Consider the following 26,369-nt stretch of genomic DNA (forward strand, 5'->3'; position numbering starts at 1 on the left):
AGCCCCGGGGGGTCGGACTGAACCGGCCCGGTTCACGACCGGGTCTGCTCACTGTAACTCCGTTAGCTATGAGTTGGCTGTGTGAGTGACATAAACGATTCGATAACGGCACCGGAAGCCGTGCACGAGCCGATGTCATCGATTTTCCGGCCGTCGCCACGACCGGTGTGCTGCCAACAACACGGCGCGTTGCGCCTATCCTGATCACGTGGCCGAACCCCGCAGCGAAGAAGCACCCCGGCGCGTAGCCGCCTTCTTCGACCTCGACAAGACGATCATCGCGTCGTCCAGCGCGCTCGCGTTCAGCAAGCCGTTGCTGCGCGAAGGACTGATCAACCGCCGCGCGGCGCTGCGAAGTGCTTACGCGCAACTGGTTTTCTCCCTCGCCGGCGCGGACGCGGACAAGACCGAGCGGATGCGCGCCGAGGTTTCCGCGCTGTGCGCGGGCTGGGATGTCGCGCAGGTTTCCGCGATCGTGCGCGAAACCCTGCACGACGTAGTCGATCCGCTCGTTTACGCGGAGGCGACCGACCTCATCGCACAGCACCTCGCCGACGGGCACGACGTGATCGTGCTTTCCGCGACCGGCGAGGAGGTCGCCGCTCCGGTCGCGGAGATGCTCGGCGCGACCCGCTGCGTCGCCACCCGGATGGAGATCGTCGACGGCCGCTACTCCGGCGAGGTCGACTTCTATTGCTACGGCGAGAACAAGGCCATCGCCGCGAAACAGCAAGCCGCCACGCACGGCTACGACCTCGCGGAGTGCTTCGCCTACACCGATTCCAGCACCGACATCCCCCTGCTGGAGGTGGTGGGTCACCCGCACGCGGTGAACCCGGACAAGCTGCTGCGCCGGACCGCCGAGGAACACGGCTGGCCGGTGCTCGCGTTCGAGCGGCCGATGTCGCTGCGCACGCGGATCCCGGCGAAGTCCGCGGGGATGGTCGCGCTCGGCGTGGGGGCCGTCGCGGCGGGCGCGACCTGGTACAGCCTGAGCCGGCGCCGCCGGTCTCGGGGCACCCACAACTGAGCACCCGCGTGGCGGTACCAAAACGGCGGTTTCCGCAGCTAGGTCCGTTGCTGAGGGTGGTGTTGTCACCGGATCGAGCCTCTGTACCGGTGCACCCGTACGCGCACTTGAAGTGACCGCGCTCACGGCGTAGAAAGTAGGTGCGGACGTTGATTCGGCCAGGACAGAGGTAGAAGAGAAGCCTCTGTCACCCCGAGCAACCTCCGTGCGCGGACTCCGGGTACCCACGCGCAGCACGCCGCGGGAGGCTCGTCGTCTAGGGACTGCGTACCGGGACGCCGGACGCCGAGTCCATGAAGGTACGACCAGAGTTGCACGCTTGGTCGCCTGAGATGTCCGCGCTGACTGGCGGCGCCCCTTGGCCTCGGCTGACAGGCGCCGCCAGTGTTATGTCCGGCCAGCGGCACGGTCACGGCGCGCCGAGCCGGGCTCGCGCGACTCCGAGCGCGCAGTCCTCCCAGGTGAACCCTCTCGTTCCTGCGCTCGGCCGATGGACAACCCGGTCTCGCGGTGAGTAGCTTCCCGATACCGGTGCTGCCCGGTGGACGCTTCACGACTCGCGTCCCCACCCGCGGCGGCACGCGACACTGGGAGGCAATTCGTGACGAACCGACTCGCGCGCACGCGGAGGATGCAGGTGCTCGCCGTTCCCCTCGCGGGGGTGCTCGCCGTCGGGGGGTTGAGTTCCTCGGCGTTCGCGGCGCCGAAACCGCCGCAGCAGACGCCCCAGCCCCAGCAGGGGTCCGCGCAGCTCGACGCCGCGGCGGCGCGAGCGTTGCGCGGGATGAGCCTCGAAGAAAAAGTGGGGCAGCTGTTCGTCACGTGGGTGAACGGCAAGTCCGCGGACGAGGTCAACCCGAAGAACCAAACCGATTTCGGCGTCGACACCCCCGCGCAGGCCGTGCAGAAGTACCACCTCGGCGGCGTCATCTACTTCAACAACACCAGCCGCGACAACTTCGATGACCCCGTGCAGGTCGCGAAGCTGTCCAACGGCCTGCAGCGCGCGGCCCTCTCCAGCGGCGCGCACATCCCGCTGCAGATCGGCACCGACCAGGAGGGCGGCACGGTCACGCGGATGGGCGCGCCGGCCACCGAGTTCCCCAACTCGATGGCGATCGCCGCCGGCCGCGACCCCGGCAGCGCGACCAAGGCCGCCACGATCCTCGGCCAGGAGCTGCGCGCAGTCGGCATCAACCAGGACTACGCGCCGGACGCGGACGTCAACTCCAACCCGGCCAACCCGGTCATCGGGGTCCGCTCGTTCTCCGGACGACCCGACCTGGCCAGCAGTTTCGTGACCGCGGAGGTCAAGGGCTACCAGAACTCCGGGCCGGCGAGCCAGACCGTCTCGTCCACCGCGAAGCACTTCCCCGGGCACGGCGACGCGGCCACCGACAGCCACACCGGGCTGCCGAAGATCGACCGCACCGAAGAGCAGTGGCGGGCGATCGACGTGCCGCCGTTCAAGGCCGCGATCGCGGCCGGCATCGACTCGATCATGAGCGCGCACATCCAGTTCCCGAGCCTCGACCCGTCCGGTGAGCCGGCGACGCTGTCCAAGCCGATCATCACCGGCAAACTGCGCGGCGAACTCGGCTACAACGGCGTCGTGATCACCGATTCGCTCGAGATGCAGGGCGTGCGGGAGCTGCACAGCGACGCCGAAATCCCGGTCCTCGCCTTGAAAGCGGGCGTGGACCAGCTGCTCATGCCAGTGCACCTGGACGTCGCGATCAACGCCGTGCTCGCCGCGGTGAAGTCGGGCGACCTGCCGATGCAGCGGATCGACCAGAGTGTGCTGCGGGTGCTGAAGCTCAAGCTGAAGCGCGGAATCCTGTACTCGCCGTTCACCAACCCGGCGCAGGTCATGAAGAAGGTCGGCACGCCGGAACACCTGGCGACCGCGCAGGGCATCGCCGACCGGTCGATCACCGCGATCGCCAACGACGCCGGGGTGCTGCCGCTGAAGCAGAAGCCGTCGAGTGTGCTGGTCACCGGGTGGGGCGCGACCACGACGCAGACGCTTGCCGACCGCTTCACCGCGCACGGCACGAAGGCGACCGCGCTGGCCACCGGGCAGACGCCGACCGACGCGCAGATCACCGAGGCCGCGGCAGCCGCGAAGCAGCACGACGTGGTCGTGGTGCTGACCAACAACCTGGGCGGTTTCCCGTTGCAGGGCAAGCTTCTTCAAGCCCTGATGGACACCGGCAAGCCGGTGGTCGCGGTCGCCGCGCAGATTCCGTACGACGCAGGGTACGCGAACCCGGTCCCGACCTGGCTCGCCACCTACGGCTACATCACGCCGTCGCTCGAAGCGCTGGCGAAGGTCGTGCTCGGCGAGACGAAGCCGAGCGGGAAGCTGCCGGTCGACGTCCCGGCCGGGGCGGACGTGCACACCGTTAAATACCCCTTCGGATACGGGCTGACCTGGTGACTCTCAACCGCAGGAAGTTTCTGGCCGTCCCGGCGCTCGCCGTCCCGGTGCTCGCGACCGGCTCGGCGGCCGCGCAAGCAGCGCCCGAAGCAGCGCAACCCGACCTAGAACGCCGAGTGCTCACCGGTGCCGAACAGCTCGCCGCACAGGGTTGGCGTCCGCTCGCCGGGCGCAAACTCGGTGTGCTGTCCAACCCCACGGGCGTGCTCGCCAACGGGGACCACATTGTCGACTCGATGGTCGCGGCGGGCGTACGTCCCGTCGCGGCCTTCGGGCCCGAGCACGGCTTTCGCGGTAGCGCGCAAGCCGGTGGCTCCGAAGGCGACTACACCGATCCGCGCACCGGTATCCCGGTGTACGACGCGTACGGCGCTAACGCGACGAAGCTCGCTTCGCTGTTCCAGAAGGCCGGTTTGGACACTGTCGTCTTCGACATCGCTGACGTCGGCGCGCGGTTCTACACCTACATCTGGTCGCTGTACACGGCGATGGTCGCCGCAGCGAAGGTCAACGCAGCCTTCGTCGTCCTAGACCGGCCAAACCCCATCGGCGGCCGACTGGCCGGCCCAGTGCTCGACCCGAAGTTCTCGTCCGGCGTCGGGCTGAAGCCGATCGCGCAGCAGCACGGCATGACCGTCGGCGAACTCGCGCGCTTCTTCGCCGCCGAGTTCCTGCCCGGCGAAGGCGTGCAGCTCGCGAAGCTCGAAGTCGTTCAGGTACGCGGCTGGCGACGCGACAGCTTCTTCGCCGACACCGGTCTGCGTTGGGTCCTGCCGAGCCCGAACATGCCGACGCCGGACACAGCGCTCGTGTACCCGGGCACCGGCATGTTCGAGGGCACAGTGTTCTCCGAAGGACGCGGCACCACCCGGCCGTTCGAGATCATCGGCGCGCCCGGCCTCGACTGGCGTTGGCGCGAAGAACTCGAGAAGCTCAACCTGCCGGGCGCAGCGTTCCGAGAGATCTACTTCGTGCCCACCTTCGGCAAGTTCGTGAACGAGCCGTGCGGCGGCGTACAGGTCACCGTCACCGATCCGCGGGCCTTCGACGCGATCAGCACCACCGTTTCGATGTTCGTGACGGCCAAGCGCGTCGCACCCGACAAGTTCGGCTGGCGGCCGGACCACATGATCGACAAGCTGTCCGGATCCGCGCGCCTGCGCACCATGGTCGACGCCGGCGCCGGGGTCGACGAGATCACCGGCGCGTGGCGCGTCGAACTCGCCGACTTCGCGCGCAGACGCCACCCCCACCTGATCTATCGCTGAGGAGAGCGGCCATGCGTGCTAGGAAAGTGCTCGTCGCGACCTTGGCCGTCCTGGTGGCGGCCACGACGACCGCGGGAGCAGCCACCATCGACAACCGACACGGCGGCTTCGCCGGGCGTTTCGACCGTCCGCAGCACGGGTTCGCTCCGGCGAGCACGACGCTGCGCGACGGCAGCCCGCAGGAGGTCAACCTCGATCCGCAGCCGATTCGCGACGCCGAACAGTTCGTGAAGAGCTGGACGCAGCCGGACGCGAGCGGGCATCCGCACTTCTCCGGCGCGGTCGGGCTGCTCGCGCACGACGGCGTGGTCGTGGACCGTTACGCCGTCGGCGGCGCGCTCCGGTACGCCGACGCCAAGGGCACTGAACTGCCACCAGACCAGCAGGTTCCGATGCGCAACGACACCATCTTCGACATGGCGTCGATCTCGAAGCTCTTCACTTCGATCGCCGCGCTGCAGTTGATCGAACAGGGCAAGCTGGACGTCAACGCGCCGGTCGTGCGCTACCTGCCGGAGTTCGGCGTCAACGGCAAGCAGGACGTCACCGTCTTGCAGCTGCTCACGCACACCTCCGGCTTCGACGCCGACCCGGCACCGCCGCTTTGGCAGGGCTATCCGGACATCCCGTCGCGGCGCAAGGCGGTGCTCGACAGCCCGCTGAAGAATGCACCGGGCAGCACGTACCTGTACTCCGACCTCAACATGCTCACCCTCGGCTTCCTGATCGAGAAGCTGTCCGGCAAGCCGCTGGACCAGGTGGTGCACGACCGCATCACCGCGCCGCTCGGCATGGTCGACACCGGCTACAACCCGCCCGCGTCGAAGCTGCCCCGCATCGCCGCGACCGAGTACGAGACCACGCCGCCGCGCGGGCTCGTGCGCGGACAGGTGCACGACGAGAACGCCTGGTCGCTCGGCGGCGTCGCCGGGCACGCCGGCGTGTTCTCCACGGCCAGCGACATGGCCGTGCTCTGCCAGACGATCCTCAACGGCGGCAGCTACCGCGGGCACCGGATCCTGCGGCCGGACACCGTCACGAAGATGCTGACGAACTACAACCAGCGCTTCCCCGGCGACGAGCACGGGCTCGGCTTCGAACTGGACCAGCCCTGGTACATGGGCGCGCTGGCCTCGCCGGTCAGCGCCGGCCACACCGGCTTCACCGGCACCACGCTGGTCATCGACCCCGAATCGCGGTCGTTCGCGTTGCTCCTCACCAACCGCGTGCACCCCACGCGCACCTGGGGTTCCATCAACACCGCTCGGCAGGTCTGGGCGACTTCGCTGGCGAAGGCGATGGCCGTGCGGCCGGTCGAAGGCCCCGACGCGTGGTACGCGAGCCTGGGAAACAACGCCGTCGCTACGCTCAGCACACAACCGCTTCCAGCCGGTGCGCCACTGCACGTGTCCTTCGCCGCTTTCGTCGACACCGAGGGCCCGAGCGACCCGTTGCAGCTCGAATCGAGCACCGACGGGGTTAATTGGCAACCTGTTCCGCTTCAGGCTCGTGGCCCGGGCGCGCCCGCCGAGGCGACGCCTGTGCTCGGCGGACATGGGCACCGCTCCTGGTGGTGGGTGTCCGCGGAGGTCCCCGCGTCCGCCGCTACGTCGCTCCGCTGGCGTTACAGCACCGATCCGAATTACACGGGACGGGGAGTTTCTCTCGACGGTGTGAAAGTCACCCAACGCGGCCGAGTCGTGCTCGATGGTGAGCGAAACCCCGCGGAACTGACCTCTTCGGGCTGGAATTTGAGCGCTCGGTAGGCATCCCGCCGCGCATTGCGACGTTCGCGTCCCCACTCAATGGAACAAAGCTCCTTCGCTAGACACACTTAGTTGCCAAGTCGTTAGCTTGAGGTCGTTAACACCATGGACTCGGTTGGCGACTTTCTTGACAACGATTAATCGCAAACCGAAGTCCGCAGACACGGACGGGTTGTGGTTCTGCCGAAGGATGTGGGTAGCCTTGTCGCAAATGCCAACGGTTAGTAACTTTCCGACGGCGGATGATGCGGGATCCGTAATCAGCAGCGCACCCTCCGAGCACCTCGCAGGTCAGGCACCGGCGCGCGACGCGGATGCGAGCCCCCTGGTCCGCATCCGCTCGCTGCTGCCCGGACTCGCCCGGGCCGAGCAGCGGGTCGCGAAGGTTGTCCTGGAAGACCCGGCCGCGGTCGCGCGCCGCAGCATCACCGAGGTCGCGCTCGCCGCGAACACCTCCGAGACCACCGTTACGCGCTTCTGCAAGGCCGTCGGCGTCGGCGGCTACCCGCAACTGCGCATCGCGCTCGCCGCGGACACCGCCCGCACCGAGGCACGCACCTCGCGCAACCTCGGCGGCGAGATCGGCCCTGGCGACGACCTGGCGTCGGTCATCGGCAAGGTCAGCTTCGCCGACGCGCGCGCCGTCGAAGAGACCGCGGACCAGCTCGACGTCGCCCAGCTGCAGAGCGTCATCGACCTCGTCGCCGAAGCCGGCCGAGTCGACGTGTACGGCGTGGGCGCAAGCGCTTTCGTCGCCGCTGACCTGCAGCAGAAGCTGCACCGGATCGGCCGCGTCAGCTTCTCCTGGTCGGACACGCACATCATGCTGACCTCGGCCGCCGTGCTGAAGCCGGGCGACGTCGCGATCGGCGTCTCGCACACCGGCGCGACCACCGACACCGTCGAGGCGCTGCGGGTCGCGCGCGAGCACGGAGCGGTGACCGTCGCGGTCACGAACTTCCCGCGCTCGCCGATCACCGAGGTCGCTGACCACGTGCTCACCACGGCGGCCCGCGAAACCACCTTCCGGTCCGGGGCGACGGCAAGCCGGATCGCCCAGCTGACCGTGATCGACTGCCTTTTCATCGGCGTAGCACAGCGCCACATGGAGGCGTCGGTCAGCGCGTTGGACGCCACGAGGGACGCGGTCGGCTCGCACCGGCTCGGGGTCAGACCCGACGGTCGTCGTCGTCCGCGGGAAACCGGCAAGTGAACCAAGAAGCGAGGATCTGATGTCCGTCCCCTGCCAGACGGTGCACGTCGATTCGCCCACCGAACAACGAAACCCGCGCACGGTGGACATCGACCTGATGTCCACCATGGGAATCCTCGGCGCGATCAACGCCGAGGACCGCCGGGTGCCGGACGCGGTGGCCGCGGTGCTGCCGCAGCTCGCCCGCGCGGTCGACTACGCCGTCGAGGCGCTGCGCGGCGGGGGGCGCGTGCATTACGTCGGCGCGGGCACCTCGGGCCGCCTCGCGACGCTGGACGCGGCCGAACTGGTGCCGACGTTCAACGTGCCCGGCGACTGGTTCGTCGCCCACCACGCGGGCGGGGAGAAGGCGCTGCGGCAGGCGGTGGAGAACGCCGAGGACGACGCGGACGCCGGCGCGGCGGAAATCGCGCACTCGGTGCAGCCGGGCGATTTCGTGCTCGGTCTCGCTGCCTCCGGGCGCACGCCGTACGTGCTCGGCGCACTAGCCGAGGCCAGCCGGATCGGTGCGCACACCGGGCTCGTTTCGGCGAACCCGCGCGCCGCGAAGCCGGCTGGCGTGGACGTCCTGATCGCCGTCGCCACCGGTCCCGAAGCCATCGCGGGCTCGACCCGGATGAAGGCGGGCACGGCGCAGAAGCTGATCCTCACCGCGTTCTCCAGCGCGACGATGATCAAGCTGGGCAAGACGTACTCGAACCTGATGGTGAGCATGCGCGCGACGAACGCGAAGCTGCGCGGCCGCACCATCCGGATCCTGCAGGAAGCCACCGGCATGACGATGGCCGACTGCTCGGACGCGCTCACCGAAGCGGGCGGCGACCTCAAGGTGGCGCTCGTGCACCTGCTCTCCGGCAGCGACGTCACCCGTTCCGCGGAGGCGCTGTCCGCGGCGGGCGGGCACGTGCGCAAGGCGCTCGACTCGCTGCACCTGCGCGCCGGTTGAGCTTTACCGGATTGTCCGTGAAGGGCTCCTTGAGGGAATCTGATTCCCTGAAGGAGCCCTTCACGGCTTTCGGCGAGCGAAAGGACGGCGATGACGCAGCGGCTCACTCGCGGCGACCGGTGGTCGATCGGCGGCATGGCGGCCGTGATCCTGCTGCTGAACCTCGTCGGCTGGGGTTTGCTCGTGTTGGTGGTCGCGCCTCGGCATTACGCGCTCGGCGCGGGCGGCACGTTCGGCATCGGCCTTGGCGTCACCGCGTTCACGCTCGGCATGCGGCACGCGTTCGACGCCGACCACATCGCCGCCATCGACAACACGACGCGCAAGCTGATGTCCGACGGGCAGCGTCCGCTGTCGGTCGGGTTCTGGTTCTCCCTCGGGCATTCGACGATCGTCTTCGCGCTCTGCCTGCTGCTGTCCATCGGCGTCCGCGCGATCGCCGGGCAACTGGAGAACGACGGTTCCGCGCTGCACGATACAACCGGTCTGATCGGCACGTCGGTGTCCGGGATCTTCCTGTACCTGATCGCGATCATGAACCTGGTCGTGCTCGTCGGGATCGCGCGCGTGTTCGCCCGGATGCGCCGCGGCGAACTGGACGAGGCTGAGCTGGAACGGCATCTCGACAACCGCGGCCTGATGAACCGGCTGCTGCGCGGGGCCACCAAAGCGGTGCGGAAGCCGTGGCACATCTATCCGGTGGGAGTCCTTTTCGGACTCGGTTTCGACACCGCGACGGAAATCGGCTTGCTCGTGCTCGCCGCCGGCGCGGCCGCGTTCGCCCTGCCCTGGTACGCGATTCTCGTGCTGCCGATTCTGTTCGCCGCCGGGATGAGCCTGTTCGACGCCGCCGACGGCGTGCTCATGAACTACGCATACTGCTGGGCGTTTTCCCGGCCGATCCGGAAGATTTATTACAACCTCACGGTCACCGCGCTTTCCGTGGCGGTCGCGCTCGGCATCGGGACGATTGAACTGGGCACCCTGCTCGCCGAGAAACTCGACATCACGTCCGGCCCGCTCGCCGTGATCGCGTCGGTGAACCTCGACTACGTCGGCTTCGCGATCGTCGGACTGTTCGTCGTCACCTGGCTGGCCGCGTTCGCGATCTGGAAATTCGGGAGAATAGAGGAGAAGTGGGCCGCGCGGCTGGGGACCGGCGAGTGACCCGGTACCGCGATCCGCTACAGCGGCTCCGTTCGCCCGATGTTCTGGGTGCTGCTGGCGGTGAACCCGCGTTCAGCGCGCTCGTGGCGACCCTCTACAAAGATGTGCCGCCGTCGCCGCGATCCGGGATCAGCTGCCCGCGAGCGGGTGAAGCTGCCGGAAGCGGCGGCGGATCCCCTCGCCGCCGCCCCGGCAACACCCCCAGTGCGCGTCAGAACGAGCCGACCGGCTGGCGGATCGCGGCGTTGAGCCGGTTCCACACGTTGATCCCGGCGATGGACAGCAGCAGCGACGAGAGCTCCTTCTCGTCGTAGATGTCCGCGGCGGCGTCCCAGACCGCGTCCGGGACCGGGTCGGTCTGGTCGGCCAGCCGGGTCACGTGTTCGGCCAGGTCCAGCGCGGCGCGCTCGGCGTCGGTGAAGTACGTCGACTCGCGCCACGCGCCGACGGCCCAGATCCGCTCGTCCTTCTCGCCGGCTTCCTTCATCTCGCGAGCGTGCATGTCGACGCACACGCTGCAGCCGTTGATCTGGCTGACCCGCAGGTGGATCAGGTGGTGCGTGGTCGCGGGCACGGTGCTGTCGTTCGTGGCCTTGCCCAGCGCCATCAGCGCCTTCATCGCATCCGGCTGCACCTTGACCGGGTGGGTCATCCGAGCCTGCATGGCGATCTCCTCCTGTCACGTCCGCCGTGTTCGGCGGGTCTTGCCAGTAGGACCCGGCGCGAGGAGAAGATGTGACAGTGCGGGACGAAAAACAGGACGAGAATTTCTGGGCGGCTCAGTTCGAAGAGCATCGGCCCAGGTTGCGGGCGGTGGCGTACCGGATGCTCGGTTCGTTCGCCGAGGCCGACGACGCGATCCAGGAGACCTGGCTGCGGGTGACGCGGTCGTCGGGAGAGGACGTCCGCAACACCGGCAGCTGGCTGACGACGATCGTGTCGCGCCAATGCCTCAACATGCTGCGCTCGCGCGCGACCCGCCGCGAGGACCCCTTGGACATCCGGGTGCCGGACCCGGTCGTGGAGACCGGAGACGGCGTCGACCCGGCGGAGCAGGAGGTCCTCGCGGATTCGGTGGGGCTCGCGCTGCTGGTGGTGCTGGAGGCGCTCGACCCGGCGGAACGGCTCGCTTTCGTGCTGCACGACATGTTCGCCGTGCCGTTCGACGAGATCGCGACGATGCTCGACAAGAACACCGCCGCGGTACGGCAGCTGGCGAGCCGGGCGCGCCGCCGGGTGCAGGGCGTGACGCCGGCCGGTCCGGCGGATCGAACCCAGCAGCGCAAGATCGCGGACGCCTGGCTCACCGCCGCGCGCGGCGGCAACTTCGAGGGGCTGGTCGCGCTCCTGCACCCGGACGCGCTGCTGCGCGTCGACACCGGCGGGCTCGGCTCGAAGGTCGTGCGCGGTGCGGCCGAGGTCGCGGGCAACGCGTCGAGGTTCCGCGCGACCGGCCTGGTTTCGCAGTACGCGACCGTCAACGGCGGCCCCGGCATCATCGCCCGGCGCGACGGGAAGGCGGTTTCGGTGCTGTCGTTCACCGTGGCCGACGGGTTGATCACGGAGATCAACATCCTCGCCGACGCCGAGCGGCTCGCGGCGCTGGACTTCTGAGGTCAGCCGAGCCGGTCCAGGGCGGCTACCGCTTCGGCGGACAGCCGCACCTGGCCGGCGGCGAGGTTTTCGGCGAGGTGCGCCGGAGTCGCCGTGCCCGCGATCAGCAGCGTGCCCTCGTAGCCCTGCAGCAGCCAGGCCAACGCGACCTGCGCCGGGGTAACGCCGAGTTCGGCCGCGATACCGGTCACGACCGGGTTCCCGGTGACGTCCTGGCCCAGCTCGAACGCCGAGCCCAGCGGGAAGTACGGCACCCAGGCGATCTCGTGTTCCCGGCACAGCTCCAGCACCGGTTCGGTGTCGCGGGCGAGCACGTTGTAGGAGTTCTGCACGCAGACGATCCCGACTTCGAGCGCGTTGCGGAGCTGGTCGGCCGAGACGTTGCTGAGCCCGAGCGCGCCGATCTTTCCCGCGTCGCGCAGGGAAATCAGCTCGGCGAGCTGGTCGTCGATGTCGACGAGCTGGTCGCCTTCCGCGATCAGGCCGGGTCCGGCGTCCGCTCGGCGCAGGTTGACCACGTCGAGCCGTTCGACGCCGAGCGACGCGAGGTTGGCCTCGACCTGCGCGCGTAGCTGCGCTGGCTGTTGCGCGAGCCGAAGCCCTTCCGGGGATTCCTCCGCCCCGACCTTGGTCACCACGACCAGGTCGTCCGGGTAGGGCGAGAACGCTTCGCGGATCAGCTCGTTGCACCGGCCGTCGCTGTAGAACTGGGCGGTGTCCAGGTGGTTCACGCCCGCTTCGGCCGCTTCGCGGAGCAGTTTCACCTGGTCAGCGCGGTCGGTTCCGGGGCGGCCGAGCTGCATCACGCCGTAGCCGATCCGTGCGACCTCGTGGCCGGCGAGCTTCGCGGTGCCGCCTGGAGCAGTGGGTGCCGTCATGAGAAAAGACTCCTGCCGTGGCATAGTGGAAGTTGATGCGGAGGCGCCTCCGTATTTCCACCGTAGCAGAACCGGAGGGTCCTCCGCTTTGTCGAGCCCGAAGAAACCGCGCGCGGACGCCGAACGCAACCGTCTGCGCTTGCTCGCCGCTGCCCGCAAAGCGTTCGGCGAAGGCGACGAGCCCGTCACACTGGAGCGCGTCGCGCGCGAAGCGGGCGTCGGCATCGGCACGCTCTACCGCCACTTCCCTACCCGCGAAGCGCTGGTGGAGGCGCTGTACCGCGACGAGTTGGCGCAGGTGGTCGCGAGTGCGCCGAAGCTGCTCGAGACCGAGAAGCCGCTTCGCGCGCTGCGCCGGTGGATGGACCGCTTCGCCGAGTATGCGAGCACGAAGTACGACATGGCCGACACACTGCGCGCGATCATCGAGGCGGGCACGGTCGACATGACGCAGGTCCGCGCGGACCTGACCGAGGCGGTCCAGCTGATCATGGACGCCGGCGTGGCGGACGGCACGCTTCGCGCGGACGTGCGCGCGCAGGACGTGGTCGTTACGGTGGTCGGCGCGTGCAGCATCCCGGCACTGCCGGACGGCCGGGAGCAGTTGGGCCGGATGCTCGACCTGATTCTCGCCGGAGTCCGTCAGCCGCCCAGCTGATGCACGCGTAGTGCGAGCTGGATCTCCAATGAGCGTTCGGGCTCGCGCCAGTCCTCGCCCAGCAGCACGGAGAGGCGTTCCATCCGCTGCGCGACCGTGTTGACGTGGACGTGCAGGGTTTCCTTTGCCCGCGCCAAATTCCCGCCCGCCGCGTAGTACGCGCGCAGCGTGCCGATGAGATCGGTGCCGCGCCGGGCGTCGTAGTCGAGGACTGGGCCGAGCGTTGCCCGGACGTAGCCGGACAGGTCGGAATGCCTGCCGAGCAGGACGCCGAGGAATCCGAGGTCGGTCATCGCCGCGCCGTCGCCTTCGCGGCCGAGAGCCAGCAGCGTGTTGACGCATCGAACAGCTTCGGTGTACGCCTGTGCCAACGCTTCCGGTCCGCTCGCCGGACCAGCTGCACCGACGGTCACCGGACAGTCCACAACGGACTTAAGCTCGGCCGCGATCCGCGCTGCGGCAGGCTGATCCGGCGCGAGCGCGACGACTTGCTCCGCGTGGACCCCGACCAAATCGCCATACCGGGCACACGCCGCAGCGAGCCCGCGTCGGGAAATGCCGGACGCATGCGCGACCAGTACCGCGTGCGGGGCCGACAAATCGACGCCCAATCGACGTGCGCGAGCCATCAACGCACCTGGATTGCGAGTCGGCGCGGTGAGCAGGTCGGTCAGCAACTCGCCCCGAACTTGATCCTCAGCTTGCGCGACGGAACGACGCAGCAGCAACAACAATGCCGTGACTACCGCGGCGCGTTCAAAGAGCCGCCGATCGTCCCCGGCCAGCTCCGGCCGTCCGGACAGCGTCAAGCTGCCGAGCAACTCGCGGCCCGCCCGTACCGCACAGACCCAGGTGTCCTTTGTGGACACCGCGCGACCGTTGGCCTGCGATGAAGCCACGGCAGCGGCGTCGAAAGCCACTTCACTACCGGCCAGCAGCCCACCTTCCTCGTCGTGCACGGCAATCGACCCGCGCAAGACTCCGGCGACTTCCGCTGCCACCACAGGCAAATCCGCGCCGCCGAGCACGAGGTCCATCAACCGGTCGTGCGCCTCGTCGGCCCGGCGCATCGTCGCGTTGGCCGCGTTCAGTTCCGCCGCCGCCGAACGCGTTTCTTCCAGCAGATGCGCGGTGTCCAACGCGATCGCGGCGTGCGCGGCCAGCGACGAAAGCAGCGCGACCTCCGCCGTCGAGAACGCCCGTGACGATCGGTCGGACGCGTACAGCACGCCCAGCACCTTGCCGCCGATCGCCAGCGGCACGCCCAGGATCGCCTTCAATCCCTCCTCGCGGACGCCTGCGTCGATCGGTTTAGTGTGCCGGAACCGCTCGTCCTTGAAGTAGTCCGCGGTCGCGTACGGACGCGCGGTTTGCGCCACGAGCCCGCCGAGGCCCTCGCCCATTCCCAGGACAATCTGCTGGAACAGCGCGGACACCGAGCCGTCCGTGACCCGGATGTACGTCTCGCCGTTCGCCTCGTCGTTGAGGCTGAGGTACGAAACGTCCACGCCCAGCAACGTCCGGGCACGCCGGACGATCGACCGCAGCACCGCGTCCGGATCGCGCAGCCGGGCGAGGTCGCTCGCGGTGTCGAACAACGCGGTCAGCTCGGCTTCCCGCCGCCGGTGCTCGCTGAGCGTCTCGCGGATCCGCAACGCCAGTTCCGTGGCCGAACCGATCGCAGCGGACTGTTCCGCGGACAGCCCCCGGGCAGCGACGTGCGCCAGCTGCTCACTGCTCGCTCCGACGGCGAGCAGTTCGAGCAGCCGGCGATAAGCCTCGGCAGTGGGGTCCACACCCGTCATGCTGTCATTGAAGCCTGCCGTTCGGCCGCCGTCTCGTGCAACGACGCGCCGCGCGTCTCCCGCGCGCCGAGCAGCGCGACCAGCGACAACAGACACATCGCGACCACGTAGACCGAGACCGGCACCGTGGAGCGGTACGCCTCGAACAACGCCACCGCGATCAACGGAGCGACCGCGCCGGCCGCGATGGACGACAGCTGGCCGCCGACCGAGAGCCCGGTGTAGCGCACTCGCGTCGGGAATTGTTCGGCGAAGAACGCCGCCTGCGGGCCGTACATCGCTCCGTGCACGACAAGCCCGATCACCGCCGCGCCGATCACCGAACCGGTCGTGCGCAGGTCGAGCAGCCAGAAGAAGCCGAACGACCACGCGGCCATCCCGACCACGCCGAACAGGTACACCGGCTTCCGGCCGATCTTGTCGGACAGCAAGCCCCACAAGGGAATCGTGACGAAGTGCACCGCCGACGCGACGAGCACCGCGGTCAAGCCGGTCGCCTTCGGCAGTCCGAGGCCAGTGGTCACGTACACGAGAATGAACGCGGTGATCACGTAGTAGGAGACGTTTTCCGCGATCCGTGCCCCGAAAGTCACTGCCAGCGCCCGGAAATGGCCGCGGAAGACGTCGACGATCGGTGCCTGCTCACGCTCGTCCGCGGCGGCTTTCGCCGCGAGGAACACCGGCGATTCCGAAACCGCCAACCGGATCCACAGGCCGAGCACCACCAGGACACCGGACAGCAGGAAGGGAATCCGCCAGCCCCAAGACTGGAAGGTCGCGTCCGATTGCGCCGAAGCCAGGATCGCGAGCACCGCGGTGGCCAGCAGGTTTCCGGCCGGAACGCCGGTCTGCGGCCAAGCGGCCCAGAACCCGCGGCGTCGGTCGTCGCCGTGCTCGGACACCAGCAGCACCGCGCCGCCCCATTCGCCGCCGAGGGCGAAGCCCTGGATCAGCCGCAGCAGCGTCAGCAGGATCGGCGCGAGCACGCCGACCGCGCTGTAGGTCGGCAGCAAGCCCATCGCGAACGTCGAGCCGCCCATCATCAGCAGGCTCACGACCAGCAGTTTCTTGCGTCCGATCCGGTCGCCGAAGTGCCCGAACACGAGTCCGCCGATCGGCCGCGCGAGGAAGCCGACCGCGTAGGTCAGCAACGCCAGCAGGGTGCCGGTGAGCGGGTCGGCGGTCGGGAAGAACAGCTTGTTGAAGACCAGCGCGGCGGCCGAAGTGTAGAGGAAGAAGTCGTACCACTCGATGGTGGTTCCGATCAGCCCGGCTCCGACGACGCGCAGCAGCTTTTTGTCCATCGCGGACTCCACTCCGTTGTGGGGAAAGGGGAATTCAGCCGGCGGTCCAGCCGCCGTCAACGGGAAGCGACGCGCCGGTGACGTGCCCGGCGGACTCGCCGCACAGCCACACCACGAGATCGGCGACGTCCTCGGGTTCGATCAGCCGCTTGATCGCGGCCCGGCGCAGCAAAACCTGTTCGAGCACTTCTTCTTGCGGCACCCCGTGTTCGGCCGCCTGCGCGTCCAGCTGACCGGTGACGAGCGGCGTGCGGACGTACCCGGGATTCACGCAATTGCTGGTGACTCCGTGCTCGGCGCCTTCGAGAGCGGCCACTTTGGACAGTCCCTCGAGCGCGTGTTTCGCGGCGACGTAAGCAGCTTTGCACGGACTCGCCCGCACACCGTGCACGCTGGACATGTTCACGATCCGGCCCCAGCCGCGCGCGTACATCGCGGGCAGGCACTGGCGGATCAGCAAGAACGGCGCGGTCACCATCAACGCCTGAATGAAGGCGAACCGCTCCGGCGGAAAGTCCGGCAACGGTGCGACGTGCTGCACGCCCGCGTTGTTGACGAGCACGTCGACGTCCGCGGGCAGGCTCGCCAGTGCCGCCGGGTCAGTCAGGTCCACGACGTGCGCCTGCCCGCCGACCGCCGCGGCCGCCGCCTCCGCTCCGGCGACGTCCACGACGTGCACCTTGGCCCCGGCCGCGCCGAACGCCCGCACACAGGCCAGCCCGATGCCGCTGCCGCCGCCGGTCACCAGCGCGGTGCGCCCGGCGAGGGAACTGTCACTGGTCATGGCCGGAAACAGTAAGTCGCCTCGACCTGGGCGACCATGGCTCAATCCACCACAGAACGCCGTTCGGCGATGTGGTCAGGCCACACCGGTCAGCCAGCGGCTGACGAGATGCTCCGCGCCTCGTTCGCCCCGGTTTCGAAGGCTTCACAGCAGAAGAGCAGCCACTCGCGCACGCCGTCCGCCGTGCCGCCAGCGAACCCCTGCGCCAGCTCGACATACCGCGGCACGCGCCGGAAGTACGCGACCTCCGGCACCGTCAACGCCTTCGGATCAAGCCCGGTCGCGACCATCGACAGCCGCGCCGCCGCCCGGGCGACCACGCCGTCCGCCGAACCAAACGGCGCCAGCGCCAGCAGTTCGCCGTGCACTACCGCGGTCAGCACCGGACCCGGCACCGAAGTCGCCCCGGTGACGAGCTGAGCCAGCAACTCCAGCCGCTCGCCGCCGCGCTGCGGACGGCCGAGCTGGTCCGGATCGGACACGACGTCCGACGCGGCCAGCAAATGCAGCCGGGCCAACGTCTGCAACGGAGCCCGCCGCCAGGTGGGCAGCAACGACTCCAGCTTCTCCGCGACCCGCAGCGCCCCGGCGAGCAGCGGGTCGGTCACCGCGCCGTCTTCCGGCAGTTCGGGGTTGGCCCCGTCGATCCCCGCCGAAGCCCGAGCCGCCCGTACCGAAGCCTCAGCCGCGGTTTCCGCCCCGCCGCGCAGATTCGCGGGCAGCCGGTGCACGGCGAAGACCGCGTCCTGCGCGGCCTTGGCCGCCGCGGCCACGCCGTCCAGCTCCAGCAACGGCTTCAGCGGATCGCTCACGCGTCAAGCACCTGCCCAGCTCGCTCCACGACCGGCGGCAGCACCGACCACGGGAAGTTGATCCACCGGTCGGTCCGCTTCCACACGTACTCGCACTTCACCGTCGAAGCGGGCTTCTCGTAAACCACCGCGCACCGGACGTCCGCGACGTGGTCGGCGCAGAAGTCGCGGACCAGCTTGAGCGTCGCGCCGGTGTCCGCGACGTCGTCGGCGACCAGCACCTTCTTGTGTGTGAGATCCACCACGTTGGGCACCGGCGGCAGCATGACCGGAAGGTCCAGCCGCTGGTCCACGCCGGTGTAGAACTCGACGTTCATCACGTGCAGGTTCTTCACGTCGAGCGCGTACCCGAGCGCGCCGGCGACGAACAGCCCGCCGCGCGCGATGGAGAGGATCAGGTCGGGAACGAACCCGTCCGCGGCCACCTCCCGCGCCAGCTCCCGGCTCGCCGAACCGAACAACTCCCAGGTGAGGTTTTCTCGCTCCTCGGCCATGCGCGCTCTCTTTCTCGGGTGGTCCGCCGAGCATAAGCGCCCGGATAGTGGACTGCTGAAATGACTGGGTAATGGCACTTCGGCACAGCCACTTGCCACCGTAGCGTGAGGTCGTGACCTGGAGCGAGCACCCCGTCCTGACCGGCCGCCACGTGCGGCTCGAACCTCTCACGACCGAGCACGCCCCCGGCCTGCTCGAGGCCGGAGCCGACCCGGGGATCTGGGCCTGGCTGAACGTCCGCCAGCCCGCCGACCTCGGCGAAGCCGAGACGATGGTGAAGGACGCGCTCGCCGACCCGGACCGCCGCCCGTGGGCGCAGATCGACCTCGCGTCCGGCCGCGTCGCCGGGACCACTTCTTATTACCAGGCAGTAGCGAAGCACCGGATCCTCTCGATCGGGCACACCTGGATCGGCGCGGAATTCCAGCGCACCGCGCTCAACACCGAGGCCAAGTTCCTTCTGCTGCGCAACGCCTTCGAGGACTGGGGAGCCCAGCGCGTCGCGTGGGAAACCGACAACCGCAACCTCCGCTCGCAACGCGCCATCGAACGGCTCGGCGCGCTGCGCGAGGGGGTGCTGCGGGCGCACCGGATCCGTCCGGACGGCACGACCCGCGACACGGTGCTCTACTCGATGACGGACGCCGAGTGGCCGGGCGCCCGTGCCCGGCTGCTCGCCCGCCTCGGCTGAGCCTCGCCGCACATCGCTTGGAGCTGTGCGCGCAACGTGGCTGCAACCTTGTCGTAGGCGGACTAACGTCGCTAGCGTTCCCTGAGCCGCGGGTTCGCACTACAGGAGGCTTTGCACCATGACCGAGCAGTCCCCAGCGTTGGACAACCTGCTCACGGAGAGCCGCACGTTTCCCCCCAGCGAAGAGTTCGCTGGTCAGGCGAACGCGAAGGCCGATTTGTATGCGACGGCGGACGCTGACCGGGAGCAGTTCTGGGCCGGGCAGGCGGAACGGCTGTCGTGGGACACCAAGTGGTCCCAGGTATTGGACTGGACCAATGCGCCGTTCGCGAAGTGGTTCGTGGGCGGGAAACTGAACGTCGCGTACAACTGCGTGGACCGGCACGTCGAGTCCGGCCACGGGGACCAGGTCGCGATCCACTGGGTCGGCGAGCCGGGCGACACGCGCGACATCACCTACGCGCAGCTGAAGGACGAGGTCTCGAAGGCCGCGAACGCGCTGTCGTCACTGGGCGTCGTGGCCGGCGACGTCGTCGCGATCCAGCTGCAGATGGTGCCCGAAGCGATTTTCGCGATGCTGGCGTGCGCGCGGATCGGCGCCCTGCACAGCGTGGTGTTCGGCGGGTTCTCGCCGACCGCGCTGCGCGCGCGGGTGGACGACGCGGCGGCGAAGATCGTGATCACTTCGGACGGCCAGTACCGCCGCGGCAAGGCCGCGCCGATGAAGGCGAACGTCGACGAAGCCTTGCAGGGCGCGGAAACCGTGCAGAAGGTCATCGTCGTCAAGCGCACCGGCAGCGACCTCGAGGGCGAGACGCCGTGGACCGAGGGCCGCGACCTGTGGTGGCACGAACTGGTCGACGGGCAGTCCCCCGAGCACAAGCCGGAGGCGTTCGATTCCGAGCATCCGCTGTTCATCCTCTACACCTCGGGCACCACGGGTAAGCCGAAGGGCATTCTGCACACTTCGGGCGGCTACCTGACCCAGACCGCGTACACGCACAACGTCGTGTTCGACCACAAGCCGGGCGAGGACGTCTACTGGTGCACCGCCGACATCGGCTGGATCACCGGGCACTCCTACATCGTGTACGGGCCGCTGGCCAACCGCGTGACCCAGGTCGTCTACGAAGGCACGCCGAACACGCCGCACGAGGGCCGGCACTGGGAAATCATCCAGAAGTACAAGGTCTCGATCTACTACACCGCGCCGACGCTGATCCGCACCTTCATGAAGTGGGGCGAGGAAATCCCGGCGAAGTACGACTTGTCTTCGCTGCGGGTCCTCGGAAGCGTCGGCGAACCGATCAACCCCGAGGCCTGGATCTGGTACCGGGAAAAGATCGGAGCGAACAAGACGCCGGTCGTGGACACGTGGTGGCAGACCGAAACCGGCGCGATCATGATCTCGCCGCTGCCCGGCGTCACCGCGGCCAAGCCGGGTTCCGCGCAGCGCGCGCTGCCGGGCATCTCGGCGAAGGTCGTGGACGACACCGGCGTCGAGGTCCCGCACGGCGGCGGCGGATACCTGGTGCTGGACAAGCCGTGGCCGTCGATGCTGCGCGGCGTGTGGGGCGACGACGAGCGCTTCCGCGACACCTACTGGTCCCGGTTCTCCGAGCAGGGCTACTACTTCGCGGGCGACGGCGCGAAGTACGACGAGGACGGCGACATCTGGCTGCTCGGCCGCGTGGACGACGTGATGAACGTGTCCGGGCACCGGATCTCGACCACCGAGGTCGAGTCCGCGCTCGTGTCGCACCCGACGGTCGCCGAGGCCGCGGTCGTCGGCGCGACCGACCCGACCACCGGACAGGGCATCGTCGCGTTCGTGATCCTGCGTGGCAACGCCGTCGACGGTGGAGACGAGGCGGTGCAGGAGCTGCGCAACCACGTCGCGAAGGAGATCGGGCCGATCGCGAAGCCGCGCCAGATCATGGTCGTGGCCGAGCTGCCGAAGACCCGCTCCGGCAAGATCATGCGCCGGCTGCTGCGCGACGTCGCCGAGAACCGCCAGATCGGCGACGTCACCACGCTCGCCGACTCGTCGGTCATGGACCTCATCTCCTCCGGACTGAACTCCGGCAAGGAGGAGTAAGTTCTTCCCCGTCAGGAAGGGGCTCTCCCGGCTGGGAGGGTCCCTTCCTGCATTGTTCCCCTGAAAGTGCGGGCATCGAACGCATGTTCTACGATGCCCGCGTACCCAACCCAGATCCGGGCAAGGAGACGACACGAATGTCCGTGGAAGCCTTGACGCACGACGAGGACACTGCGGCCGGGCCGGCGGCGGCGTCATCGCCGCAGGCCGCCGGCACCCCGGAGGCCCCGGAAGTCGCCGAGCCCACTGCCGCTCCCGAAGCTTCGAGCGCCCCGGCGGACGCCCCGAAGCCGGAGTCTTCGCAGGCTGAGGAGACCCCGGCGGTCGAATCGCCGAAGCCGAAGCGCGGCCGCGCCAAGGCCGCGGCGTCGACGGCCAAGAAGACCCGCACCGTGGAGCTGACGCTGACTGTCACCGGCACGGCGGACGGCGAGTGGCAGGCCGAGCTGAAGAACGGCGCCAAGTGGGTCGCGAAGGGCCTGGCAGTCCCGGCCGCGGCGGTGTCGCGGGCGGCGAAGGAACTGCACGACGACCTGTCCGGCCCGATCGACGAGGTCATCAACGCCGCCCGCGAGGCGCAGGCCGCGAAGGTCGCGCAGCTGGAGGCCGAGCTGGAAGCCGCGAAGGCGGCGCTGGCCGAACTCGACAACTGAGCTAGCCCCCGGTTCGCCCGGGTCCGGTGTCCGCGGTGGCACCGGATCCGGGCGTTCGTCGTTTCAGCCCACCGGCGGCCGTCCGGGCAGGGGCGCTTTGAACTCGATCCACCGGCTGTCAGCGAGCGCTTCGACGTGGTGGCGCACGCCGCGCGGATGCACCACCACGTCGCCCGGTCCGAGCTCGCACCACACCCCGTCGACCGTGCCGCGCAGCCGTCCCTCCAGCACGTGCACGATGCTGTCGTGGTCGTGGCTGTGCTCGGCCGACGCGACGCCCGCCGGATAACGGATTTCGTACGCCAGACCGTGTTCCGCGCGCGCCCGTTCCCGGATCAGCCCGGTGCCGCCGCGCAACGGCCGCCCTTCCACCACCGCCAACGTCCGCCACTCCTGCTCCATCCCGGCAGCCTATTCGCCAGGTCAGGCAAGGCACAATTCATTGAGGATTGCCTTTCTTAACCGAATTCAGGTGACCGGGAAAACGTCGCGCGGAAACAATTTCCGTGATTCACTGAAGACGTGACCGAAACGATGGGCGACGCGGTGCACGCGCACGAACCGCACGAGGACGTCGGCGGCAAGCTGAACTGGCTGCGCGCCGGGGTTCTCGGTGCGAACGACGGGATCGTGTCCGTCGCGGGCATCGTCGTGGGCGTCGCCGGAGCCACCGCCGACAGCACCACGATCCTCACCGCCGGAATCGCCGGGCTCGTCGCCGGCGCGTTTTCCATGGCGGGCGGGGAATACGTGAGCGTGAGCACCCAGCGCGACACCGAACGCGCACTGCTGCGGCTCGAGAAGCACGAACTGAAAACGATGCCCGAGGCCGAGGAACGCGAACTCGCGCAGATCTACGAGGACAAGGGCCTGTCGCCGGAGCTGGCGAAGCAGGTCGCGCGCGAGCTGACCGAAAAGGACCCGCTGCAGGCGCACGCGGAGGCCGAACTCGGCATCGACCCGGACAACCTGACCAGCCCGTGGCAGGCGGCGTGGGCGTCGCTGCTGGCGTTCTCCGTCGGCGCGCTGCTGCCGTTGCTGGCGATCGCCTGGACGTCGGTCGGCATCCGGGTCTGGGCGTGCGCGCTGGCGGTCGTCGTCGGCCTCACGCTCACCGGGTTCGTGAGCGCGAGGCTCGGCAACGCGCAGGTGGGGCGCGCGATCGTCCGGAACGTCGGCGTCGGCGCCCTCACCATGCTCGTCACTTACTTCGTCGGAGTGCTTTTCGGCACCACCGTGGGTTAGTGCACACCTCGCATCAGGCGGCGGATCACCGGAATCAGCGCGAACAGCAGCAGGCCGATCGCGACCGCGACGCCGCCGATGATGCTGAAGTACGGCACCTCGTCCTTCGGGTCGTAGGACTGCGCGAGCTTGCCCGACAACGCCGTGCCCAGCGACACCGACAGGAAGTTCAGCGCCACCATCTGCGTCCGGAACGCCTCCGGCGCGAGCTTCGTCGACAGCGAAAGCCCGACCGGCGACAGCATCAGCTCGGCGATGGTGAACACGAGCAGGATGCCGGCCAGCGCGAGCAGCGGGCTGCCGTTCTGGCCGGTGTGCGCCATCGGCAGGAACAGCAGGAACGCCAGTCCCATGAGCACCGTGCCGAGCACGAACTTCATCGGCGTCGACGGCTGCTTCGGGCCGAGTTTCGTCCAGATCGCCGCGATGATCGGGGCGATCACGATAATGAACACCGGGTTGATCGAGTTGACCCAGGACACCGGCATCGTCCAGCCGAACAGGTCGCGGTCGAGCCGCTGGTCGCTGTAGACCGAGACGACCGTCGCCTGCTGCTGGTACAGCGAGAAGAACGCGGCGCTCGCGATGTACATCGGAATGAACGACAGCACCCGGCTGCGCTCGTCCGACGTGATCTTCTTGCTGGTCAGGATCGCCAGGAAGTACACGATCGAGATCGCGACGACCACGTAGACCACGACGTCGGCGAGGTTGTCCGGGGTGACCACGCCGGACATGATCAGCGCGACCACCGCGGCGATGATCACCACGGCGACGCCGACGACGAGCGCGCGCTGCGAGGAGGGCAGCGGGTTCGGCACCTCGGACGCCTTCGCGCCGAGATTCTTCCGCCCGATCGTGTACTGGATCAGCCCGAGCGCCATGCCGATCGCGGCGAGGCCGAAACCGAAGTGGAACCCGAGGTTCTGCTGGGCGAGCCCGGTCAGCAGCGGGCCGATGAACCCGCCGAGGTTGACGCCCATGTAGAAGATCGTGAACCCGGCGTCGCGCCGCTCGTCGCCCTCGGCGTACAGCGTGCCGACCACCGAGGTCGCGTTGCCCTTCAGCCCGCCGGACCCGAGCGCGACGCACGCGAGACCCACGCCGACGCCGGTCAGCCCGGGCAGCACCGCGAGGGCGATGTGCCCGATCATCACCACGATGGCGCTGTAGAACAGCGTGCGTTCAGAGCCGAGCAGCCGGTCGGCGATCCACGCGCCGACGACGGTGGCGAGGTAGACCGTGCCGCCGTACGCGCCGACGATGCCGAGCGCGGCGCTCTGGTCGATTCCGAGGCCGCCCTTTTCGGCCTGGTAGTAGAGGTAAATGGCGAGGATGCCCTGCATCCCGTAGAAGGAGAAGCGCTCCCACATCTCCACGCCGAAGAGGTTTGCCAACCCCCGCGGGTGCCCGAAGAATCTGGTGTCGGCCTGGGCGTCGATAGGGGTGCTCACTACTGCCTCGTCCCTGTATTCAACATCGTTGTCGTTCTCTCCTCGCATGCTAGAAGGCGAACAGGTGAACGAAAAACCGGCGTCAGTATGGACTAGACAACTTGCCGGTCGCGACGGGCTGACCTGCGGTTGCGCGCGGCCGCCGGGGATGCGAGCGTCATCGGGCAGTCCTGGGTTGCCGTTCGTCACAACGGGCGGTAATCGGCGACTGCGGACGGTAAACTGGACATTGGTGTGCCGGGAAGTCTGGTCGGCGGGAGAGCCGCCGTCCCCACTAGGAGTTTTTCGTGACCCCAGCCCGCGCCGTCGCCGAATTCGCCCGTTTTCTCCGCACGGAAACCACTGGCGGGCTGATCCTGCTCGCCGCCACCGCGGTCGCGCTGGTCTGGGCCAACTCGCCGCTCGCCCCGGCTTACGAGGCGTTGCGGGACTTCCGGCTCGGCCCGGAGTTCCTGCACCTCAACCTCACCCTCGGCGACTGGGCCAAGGACGGCCTGCTCGCGCTGTTCTTCTTCGTCGCCGGGCTTGAACTCAAACGAGAACTGGTGGTCGGCGAGCTGTCCCGGTGGCGGCAAGCGGTCCTGCCGGTGATCGCCGCGGTCGGCGGGATGGTCGTGCCCGCGGTGCTCGCGCTCTCGATCGCCTGGGGCACGCCGGGCGTCGACCGGGCGTGGGCGATCCCGGTGGCCACGGACATCGCGTTCGCGCTCGGCGTGCTCGCGCTGACCGCCTCGAACCTGCCCAGCAGCGCGCGGGTCTTCCTGCTTTCCCTTGCCGTGGTGGACGACCTGGGCGCGATCCTCGTCATCGCGATCCTCTTCACCAGCAGTTTCAACCTGATCGCGGCGGCGGTCGCGGTGATCGCGCTCGGGCTTTACGCCTTCCTGCAGCACAAACGCGTCCGCACGCCGTGGCTGTACGTGCCGATCGCGCTGATCACCTGGGTCGCGGTGCATTCGGCGGGCATCCACGCGACGATCGCGGGCGTCGCGCTCGGGCTGCTCACTCGCGTCCGCGAGGACGAGGGCGAGGACGAAGCACCCGCGGTACGGCTCGAACACCGCTTGCAGCCGTGGTCAGCGGCGGTGGCGGTTCCGGTGTTCGCCTTGTTCGCCGCGGGGATTTCGGTGAACAGCGACGCCCTGTCGACGGTTTTCACCACCGCGTTGCCGCTGGCTGTCCTCATCGGACTGGTCGCCGGGAAGTTCGTCGGGATCTTCGGCGCGAGCCTGCTGGCGGTGAAGCTGCACGTGGCGGAGAAGCCCAGCGGGATGAGCTGGCGAGACGTCGCGGCGCTGTCCGTGCTCGGCGGTGTCGGGTTCACCGTCAGCCTGCTGATCGCCGAACTCGCGCTGCCCGGAGAGGCGGCGGAAGTGGCCAAGGCAGCCGTCCTGATCGCGTCGGCGATCGCCTCGCTGACCGCCGCCGTGCTGCTCTTGCGACGCAGCCGGGTGCACGCGAACGCGGCCTGATCCCGACACTCCCGCCGGTCCGTCGCGCCTCGCATACGGTCACGTGGCACGATGACCCAGTGAGCAGCCCCAAACACGAGCGCACCAGCCCCGACGGCGTGGGGGCCGTGCCGTACCTGCCCCTGTCCAGCGACGAGGAAGCCGCGGCGAGCGAGCAGTCCATCGGCAAGCTCGTCGGAGACGCCACCCAGCACCTGTCGACGCTGGTCCGCGCCGAAATCGAGCTGGCGAAAGCCGAGCTGGCGCAGGAAGCGAAGAAGGCGCTCAAGGGGACGGTCTTCTTCCTGATCGCCCTCACCGTCTTTCTGTACAGCACCTTCTTCCTGTTCCTGCTGATCGCCGAGGGTCTGTCGGACTGGTGGGGCATCCGCTGGCCCGCGTTCGCGACGGTGTTCGGCCTGATGCTGATCACCGTGGGCGCGACGGCGTTCCTCGGCTGGCGCAAGGTGAAGAAGCTGCGCGCGCCGGAGCGCACCATCAGCAGCGTCAAGGAGACGGCTGAGGCGTTCAAGCGCAAGCCGGCCGAGGACGACGACCTGCCCTCGACGCAGGGCTGACGCCAGCCCTCGCCCGGTG

At 68.8% G+C, this 26,369-nt stretch carries 24 protein-coding genes; 15 read left to right on the forward strand and 9 right to left on the reverse strand.

Features of this window, described 5'->3' with window-relative positions:
• Positions 1-208 precede the first annotated feature (208 nt).
• From L942_RS37090 to L942_RS37120, 7 genes are all read left to right on the forward strand, one after another.
• Positions 209-1,030 carry an HAD family hydrolase gene (locus tag L942_RS37090; protein WP_037369238.1) on the forward strand — a complete coding sequence of 274 codons (822 nt, stop codon included), beginning with the start codon at positions 209-211 and terminating at the stop codon, positions 1,028-1,030.
• A gap of 631 nt (positions 1,031-1,661) precedes the next feature.
• Positions 1,662-3,470 carry a glycoside hydrolase family 3 protein gene (locus tag L942_RS37095; protein ID WP_037369240.1) on the forward strand — a complete coding sequence of 603 codons (1,809 nt, stop codon included), beginning with the start codon at positions 1,662-1,664 and terminating at the stop codon, positions 3,468-3,470.
• On the forward strand, positions 3,467-4,738 hold the full coding sequence (locus L942_RS37100) for an exo-beta-N-acetylmuramidase NamZ family protein (protein WP_037369242.1): 1,272 nt from the start codon (positions 3,467-3,469) through the stop codon (positions 4,736-4,738). Before L942_RS37095 ends, L942_RS37100 begins: the two co-directional genes overlap by 4 nt.
• 11 nt (positions 4,739-4,749) lie before the next feature.
• On the forward strand, positions 4,750-6,504 hold the full coding sequence (locus tag L942_RS37105) for a serine hydrolase domain-containing protein (protein WP_037369243.1): 1,755 nt from the start codon (positions 4,750-4,752) through the stop codon (positions 6,502-6,504).
• Positions 6,505-6,715: 211 nt separating this feature from the next.
• Positions 6,716-7,717 (forward strand): MurR/RpiR family transcriptional regulator, encoded by a 1,002-nt coding sequence (locus tag L942_RS37110; protein WP_235079619.1) that lies wholly within the window; start codon positions 6,716-6,718, stop codon positions 7,715-7,717.
• 16 nt (positions 7,718-7,733) lie between these two features.
• Positions 7,734-8,663, forward strand: a complete 930-nt coding sequence (locus L942_RS37115) for an N-acetylmuramic acid 6-phosphate etherase (RefSeq protein WP_106965180.1) — start codon at positions 7,734-7,736, stop codon at positions 8,661-8,663.
• A 90-nt stretch (positions 8,664-8,753) separates the two neighbouring features.
• The gene (locus L942_RS37120; RefSeq protein ID WP_037369247.1) at positions 8,754-9,830 is read left to right on the forward strand and encodes a HoxN/HupN/NixA family nickel/cobalt transporter; all 1,077 of its coding nucleotides are present in this window, start codon (positions 8,754-8,756) and stop codon (positions 9,828-9,830) included.
• 211 nt (positions 9,831-10,041) lie between these two features.
• Here the strand turns inward: L942_RS37120 and L942_RS37125 are convergent, their stop codons facing one another.
• Positions 10,042-10,494: a carboxymuconolactone decarboxylase family protein gene (locus L942_RS37125; protein WP_037369249.1), complete on the reverse strand. Its 453-nt coding sequence runs from the start codon at positions 10,492-10,494 to the stop codon at positions 10,042-10,044.
• Between the two features lie 71 nt (positions 10,495-10,565).
• On the opposite strand from L942_RS37125, the gene L942_RS37130 reads away from it, so the two are divergent.
• Positions 10,566-11,444, forward strand: coding sequence for a sigma-70 family RNA polymerase sigma factor (locus tag L942_RS37130; RefSeq protein WP_037369250.1), 879 nt, complete (start codon positions 10,566-10,568; stop codon positions 11,442-11,444).
• Positions 11,445-11,446: 2 nt separating this feature from the next.
• On the opposite strand, the gene L942_RS37135 is transcribed toward L942_RS37130, so the two are convergent.
• Positions 11,447-12,322, reverse strand: a complete 876-nt coding sequence (locus L942_RS37135; protein ID WP_037369252.1) for an aldo/keto reductase — start codon at positions 12,320-12,322, stop codon at positions 11,447-11,449.
• An 88-nt stretch (positions 12,323-12,410) separates the two neighbouring features.
• Here L942_RS37135 and L942_RS37140 point away from each other — a divergent pair, with 88 nt between their 5' ends.
• Positions 12,411-12,980, forward strand: a complete 570-nt coding sequence (locus tag L942_RS37140) for a TetR/AcrR family transcriptional regulator (protein WP_037369254.1) — start codon at positions 12,411-12,413, stop codon at positions 12,978-12,980.
• Here the strand turns inward: L942_RS37140 and L942_RS37145 are convergent.
• The 5 genes from L942_RS37145 to L942_RS37165 all read right to left on the reverse strand — a co-directional run bounded on the left by L942_RS37145 (position 12,965) and on the right by L942_RS37165 (position 18,179).
• Positions 12,965-14,785: a helix-turn-helix domain-containing protein gene (locus L942_RS37145; protein WP_037369256.1), complete on the reverse strand. Its 1,821-nt coding sequence runs from the start codon at positions 14,783-14,785 to the stop codon at positions 12,965-12,967. The genes L942_RS37140 and L942_RS37145 overlap by 16 nt on opposite strands.
• Complete coding sequence (locus L942_RS37150; RefSeq protein WP_037369258.1) at positions 14,782-16,089, reverse strand: MFS transporter; 1,308 nt, start codon at positions 16,087-16,089, stop codon at positions 14,782-14,784. The genes L942_RS37145 and L942_RS37150 overlap by 4 nt, the downstream gene beginning before the upstream one ends.
• Positions 16,090-16,123: 34 nt before the next feature.
• Positions 16,124-16,873 (reverse strand): 3-hydroxybutyrate dehydrogenase, encoded by a 750-nt coding sequence (locus tag L942_RS37155; protein WP_037369259.1) that lies wholly within the window; start codon positions 16,871-16,873, stop codon positions 16,124-16,126.
• An 89-nt stretch (positions 16,874-16,962) separates the two neighbouring features.
• The gene (locus L942_RS37160; RefSeq protein ID WP_037369261.1) at positions 16,963-17,685 is read right to left on the reverse strand and encodes a hypothetical protein; all 723 of its coding nucleotides are present in this window, start codon (positions 17,683-17,685) and stop codon (positions 16,963-16,965) included.
• A complete protein-coding gene (locus tag L942_RS37165) occupies positions 17,682-18,179 on the reverse strand; it encodes a phosphoribosyltransferase (protein ID WP_009084412.1) in 498 nt (165 codons plus the stop codon). Before L942_RS37165 ends, L942_RS37160 begins: the two co-directional genes overlap by 4 nt.
• A 113-nt stretch (positions 18,180-18,292) precedes the next feature.
• On the opposite strand from L942_RS37165, the gene L942_RS37170 reads away from it, so the two are divergent.
• From L942_RS37170 to L942_RS37180, 3 genes are all read left to right on the forward strand, one after another.
• Positions 18,293-18,871, forward strand: a complete 579-nt coding sequence (locus L942_RS37170) for a GNAT family N-acetyltransferase (RefSeq protein WP_037369264.1) — start codon at positions 18,293-18,295, stop codon at positions 18,869-18,871.
• A gap of 118 nt (positions 18,872-18,989) precedes the next feature.
• Entirely contained in the window at positions 18,990-20,969 is a 1,980-nt protein-coding gene (gene acs / locus L942_RS37175) for an acetate--CoA ligase (RefSeq protein WP_037369267.1), read from the forward strand.
• A gap of 137 nt (positions 20,970-21,106) precedes the next feature.
• Positions 21,107-21,622, forward strand: coding sequence for a DUF6319 family protein (locus L942_RS37180; RefSeq protein WP_037369268.1), 516 nt, complete (start codon positions 21,107-21,109; stop codon positions 21,620-21,622).
• 63 nt (positions 21,623-21,685) lie between these two features.
• On the opposite strand, the gene L942_RS37185 is transcribed toward L942_RS37180, so the two are convergent.
• The gene (locus tag L942_RS37185; RefSeq protein ID WP_037369270.1) at positions 21,686-22,024 is read right to left on the reverse strand and encodes a cupin domain-containing protein; all 339 of its coding nucleotides are present in this window, start codon (positions 22,022-22,024) and stop codon (positions 21,686-21,688) included.
• A 120-nt stretch (positions 22,025-22,144) separates the two neighbouring features.
• Between L942_RS37185 and L942_RS37190 the strand changes: the two genes are divergently transcribed.
• Entirely contained in the window at positions 22,145-22,867 is a 723-nt protein-coding gene (locus L942_RS37190; RefSeq protein WP_037369272.1) for a VIT1/CCC1 transporter family protein, read from the forward strand.
• Here L942_RS37190 and L942_RS37195 read toward each other — a convergent pair.
• A complete protein-coding gene (locus tag L942_RS37195; RefSeq protein WP_037369274.1) occupies positions 22,864-24,321 on the reverse strand; it encodes a peptide MFS transporter in 1,458 nt (485 codons plus the stop codon). The genes L942_RS37190 and L942_RS37195 overlap by 4 nt on opposite strands.
• Positions 24,322-24,608: 287 nt before the next feature.
• Here L942_RS37195 and nhaA point away from each other — a divergent pair, with 287 nt between their 5' ends.
• Complete coding sequence (gene nhaA, locus L942_RS37200; protein WP_037369276.1) at positions 24,609-25,793, forward strand: Na+/H+ antiporter NhaA; 1,185 nt, start codon at positions 24,609-24,611, stop codon at positions 25,791-25,793.
• Between the two features lie 59 nt (positions 25,794-25,852).
• Positions 25,853-26,350 carry a phage holin family protein gene (locus L942_RS37205; RefSeq protein ID WP_037369279.1) on the forward strand — a complete coding sequence of 166 codons (498 nt, stop codon included), beginning with the start codon at positions 25,853-25,855 and terminating at the stop codon, positions 26,348-26,350.
• Positions 26,351-26,369 lie beyond the last annotated feature (19 nt).

It is taken from the genome of Amycolatopsis orientalis DSM 43388, assembly GCF_000411975.1.
Lineage (GTDB): Bacteria > Actinomycetota > Actinomycetes > Mycobacteriales > Pseudonocardiaceae > Amycolatopsis > Amycolatopsis orientalis_D.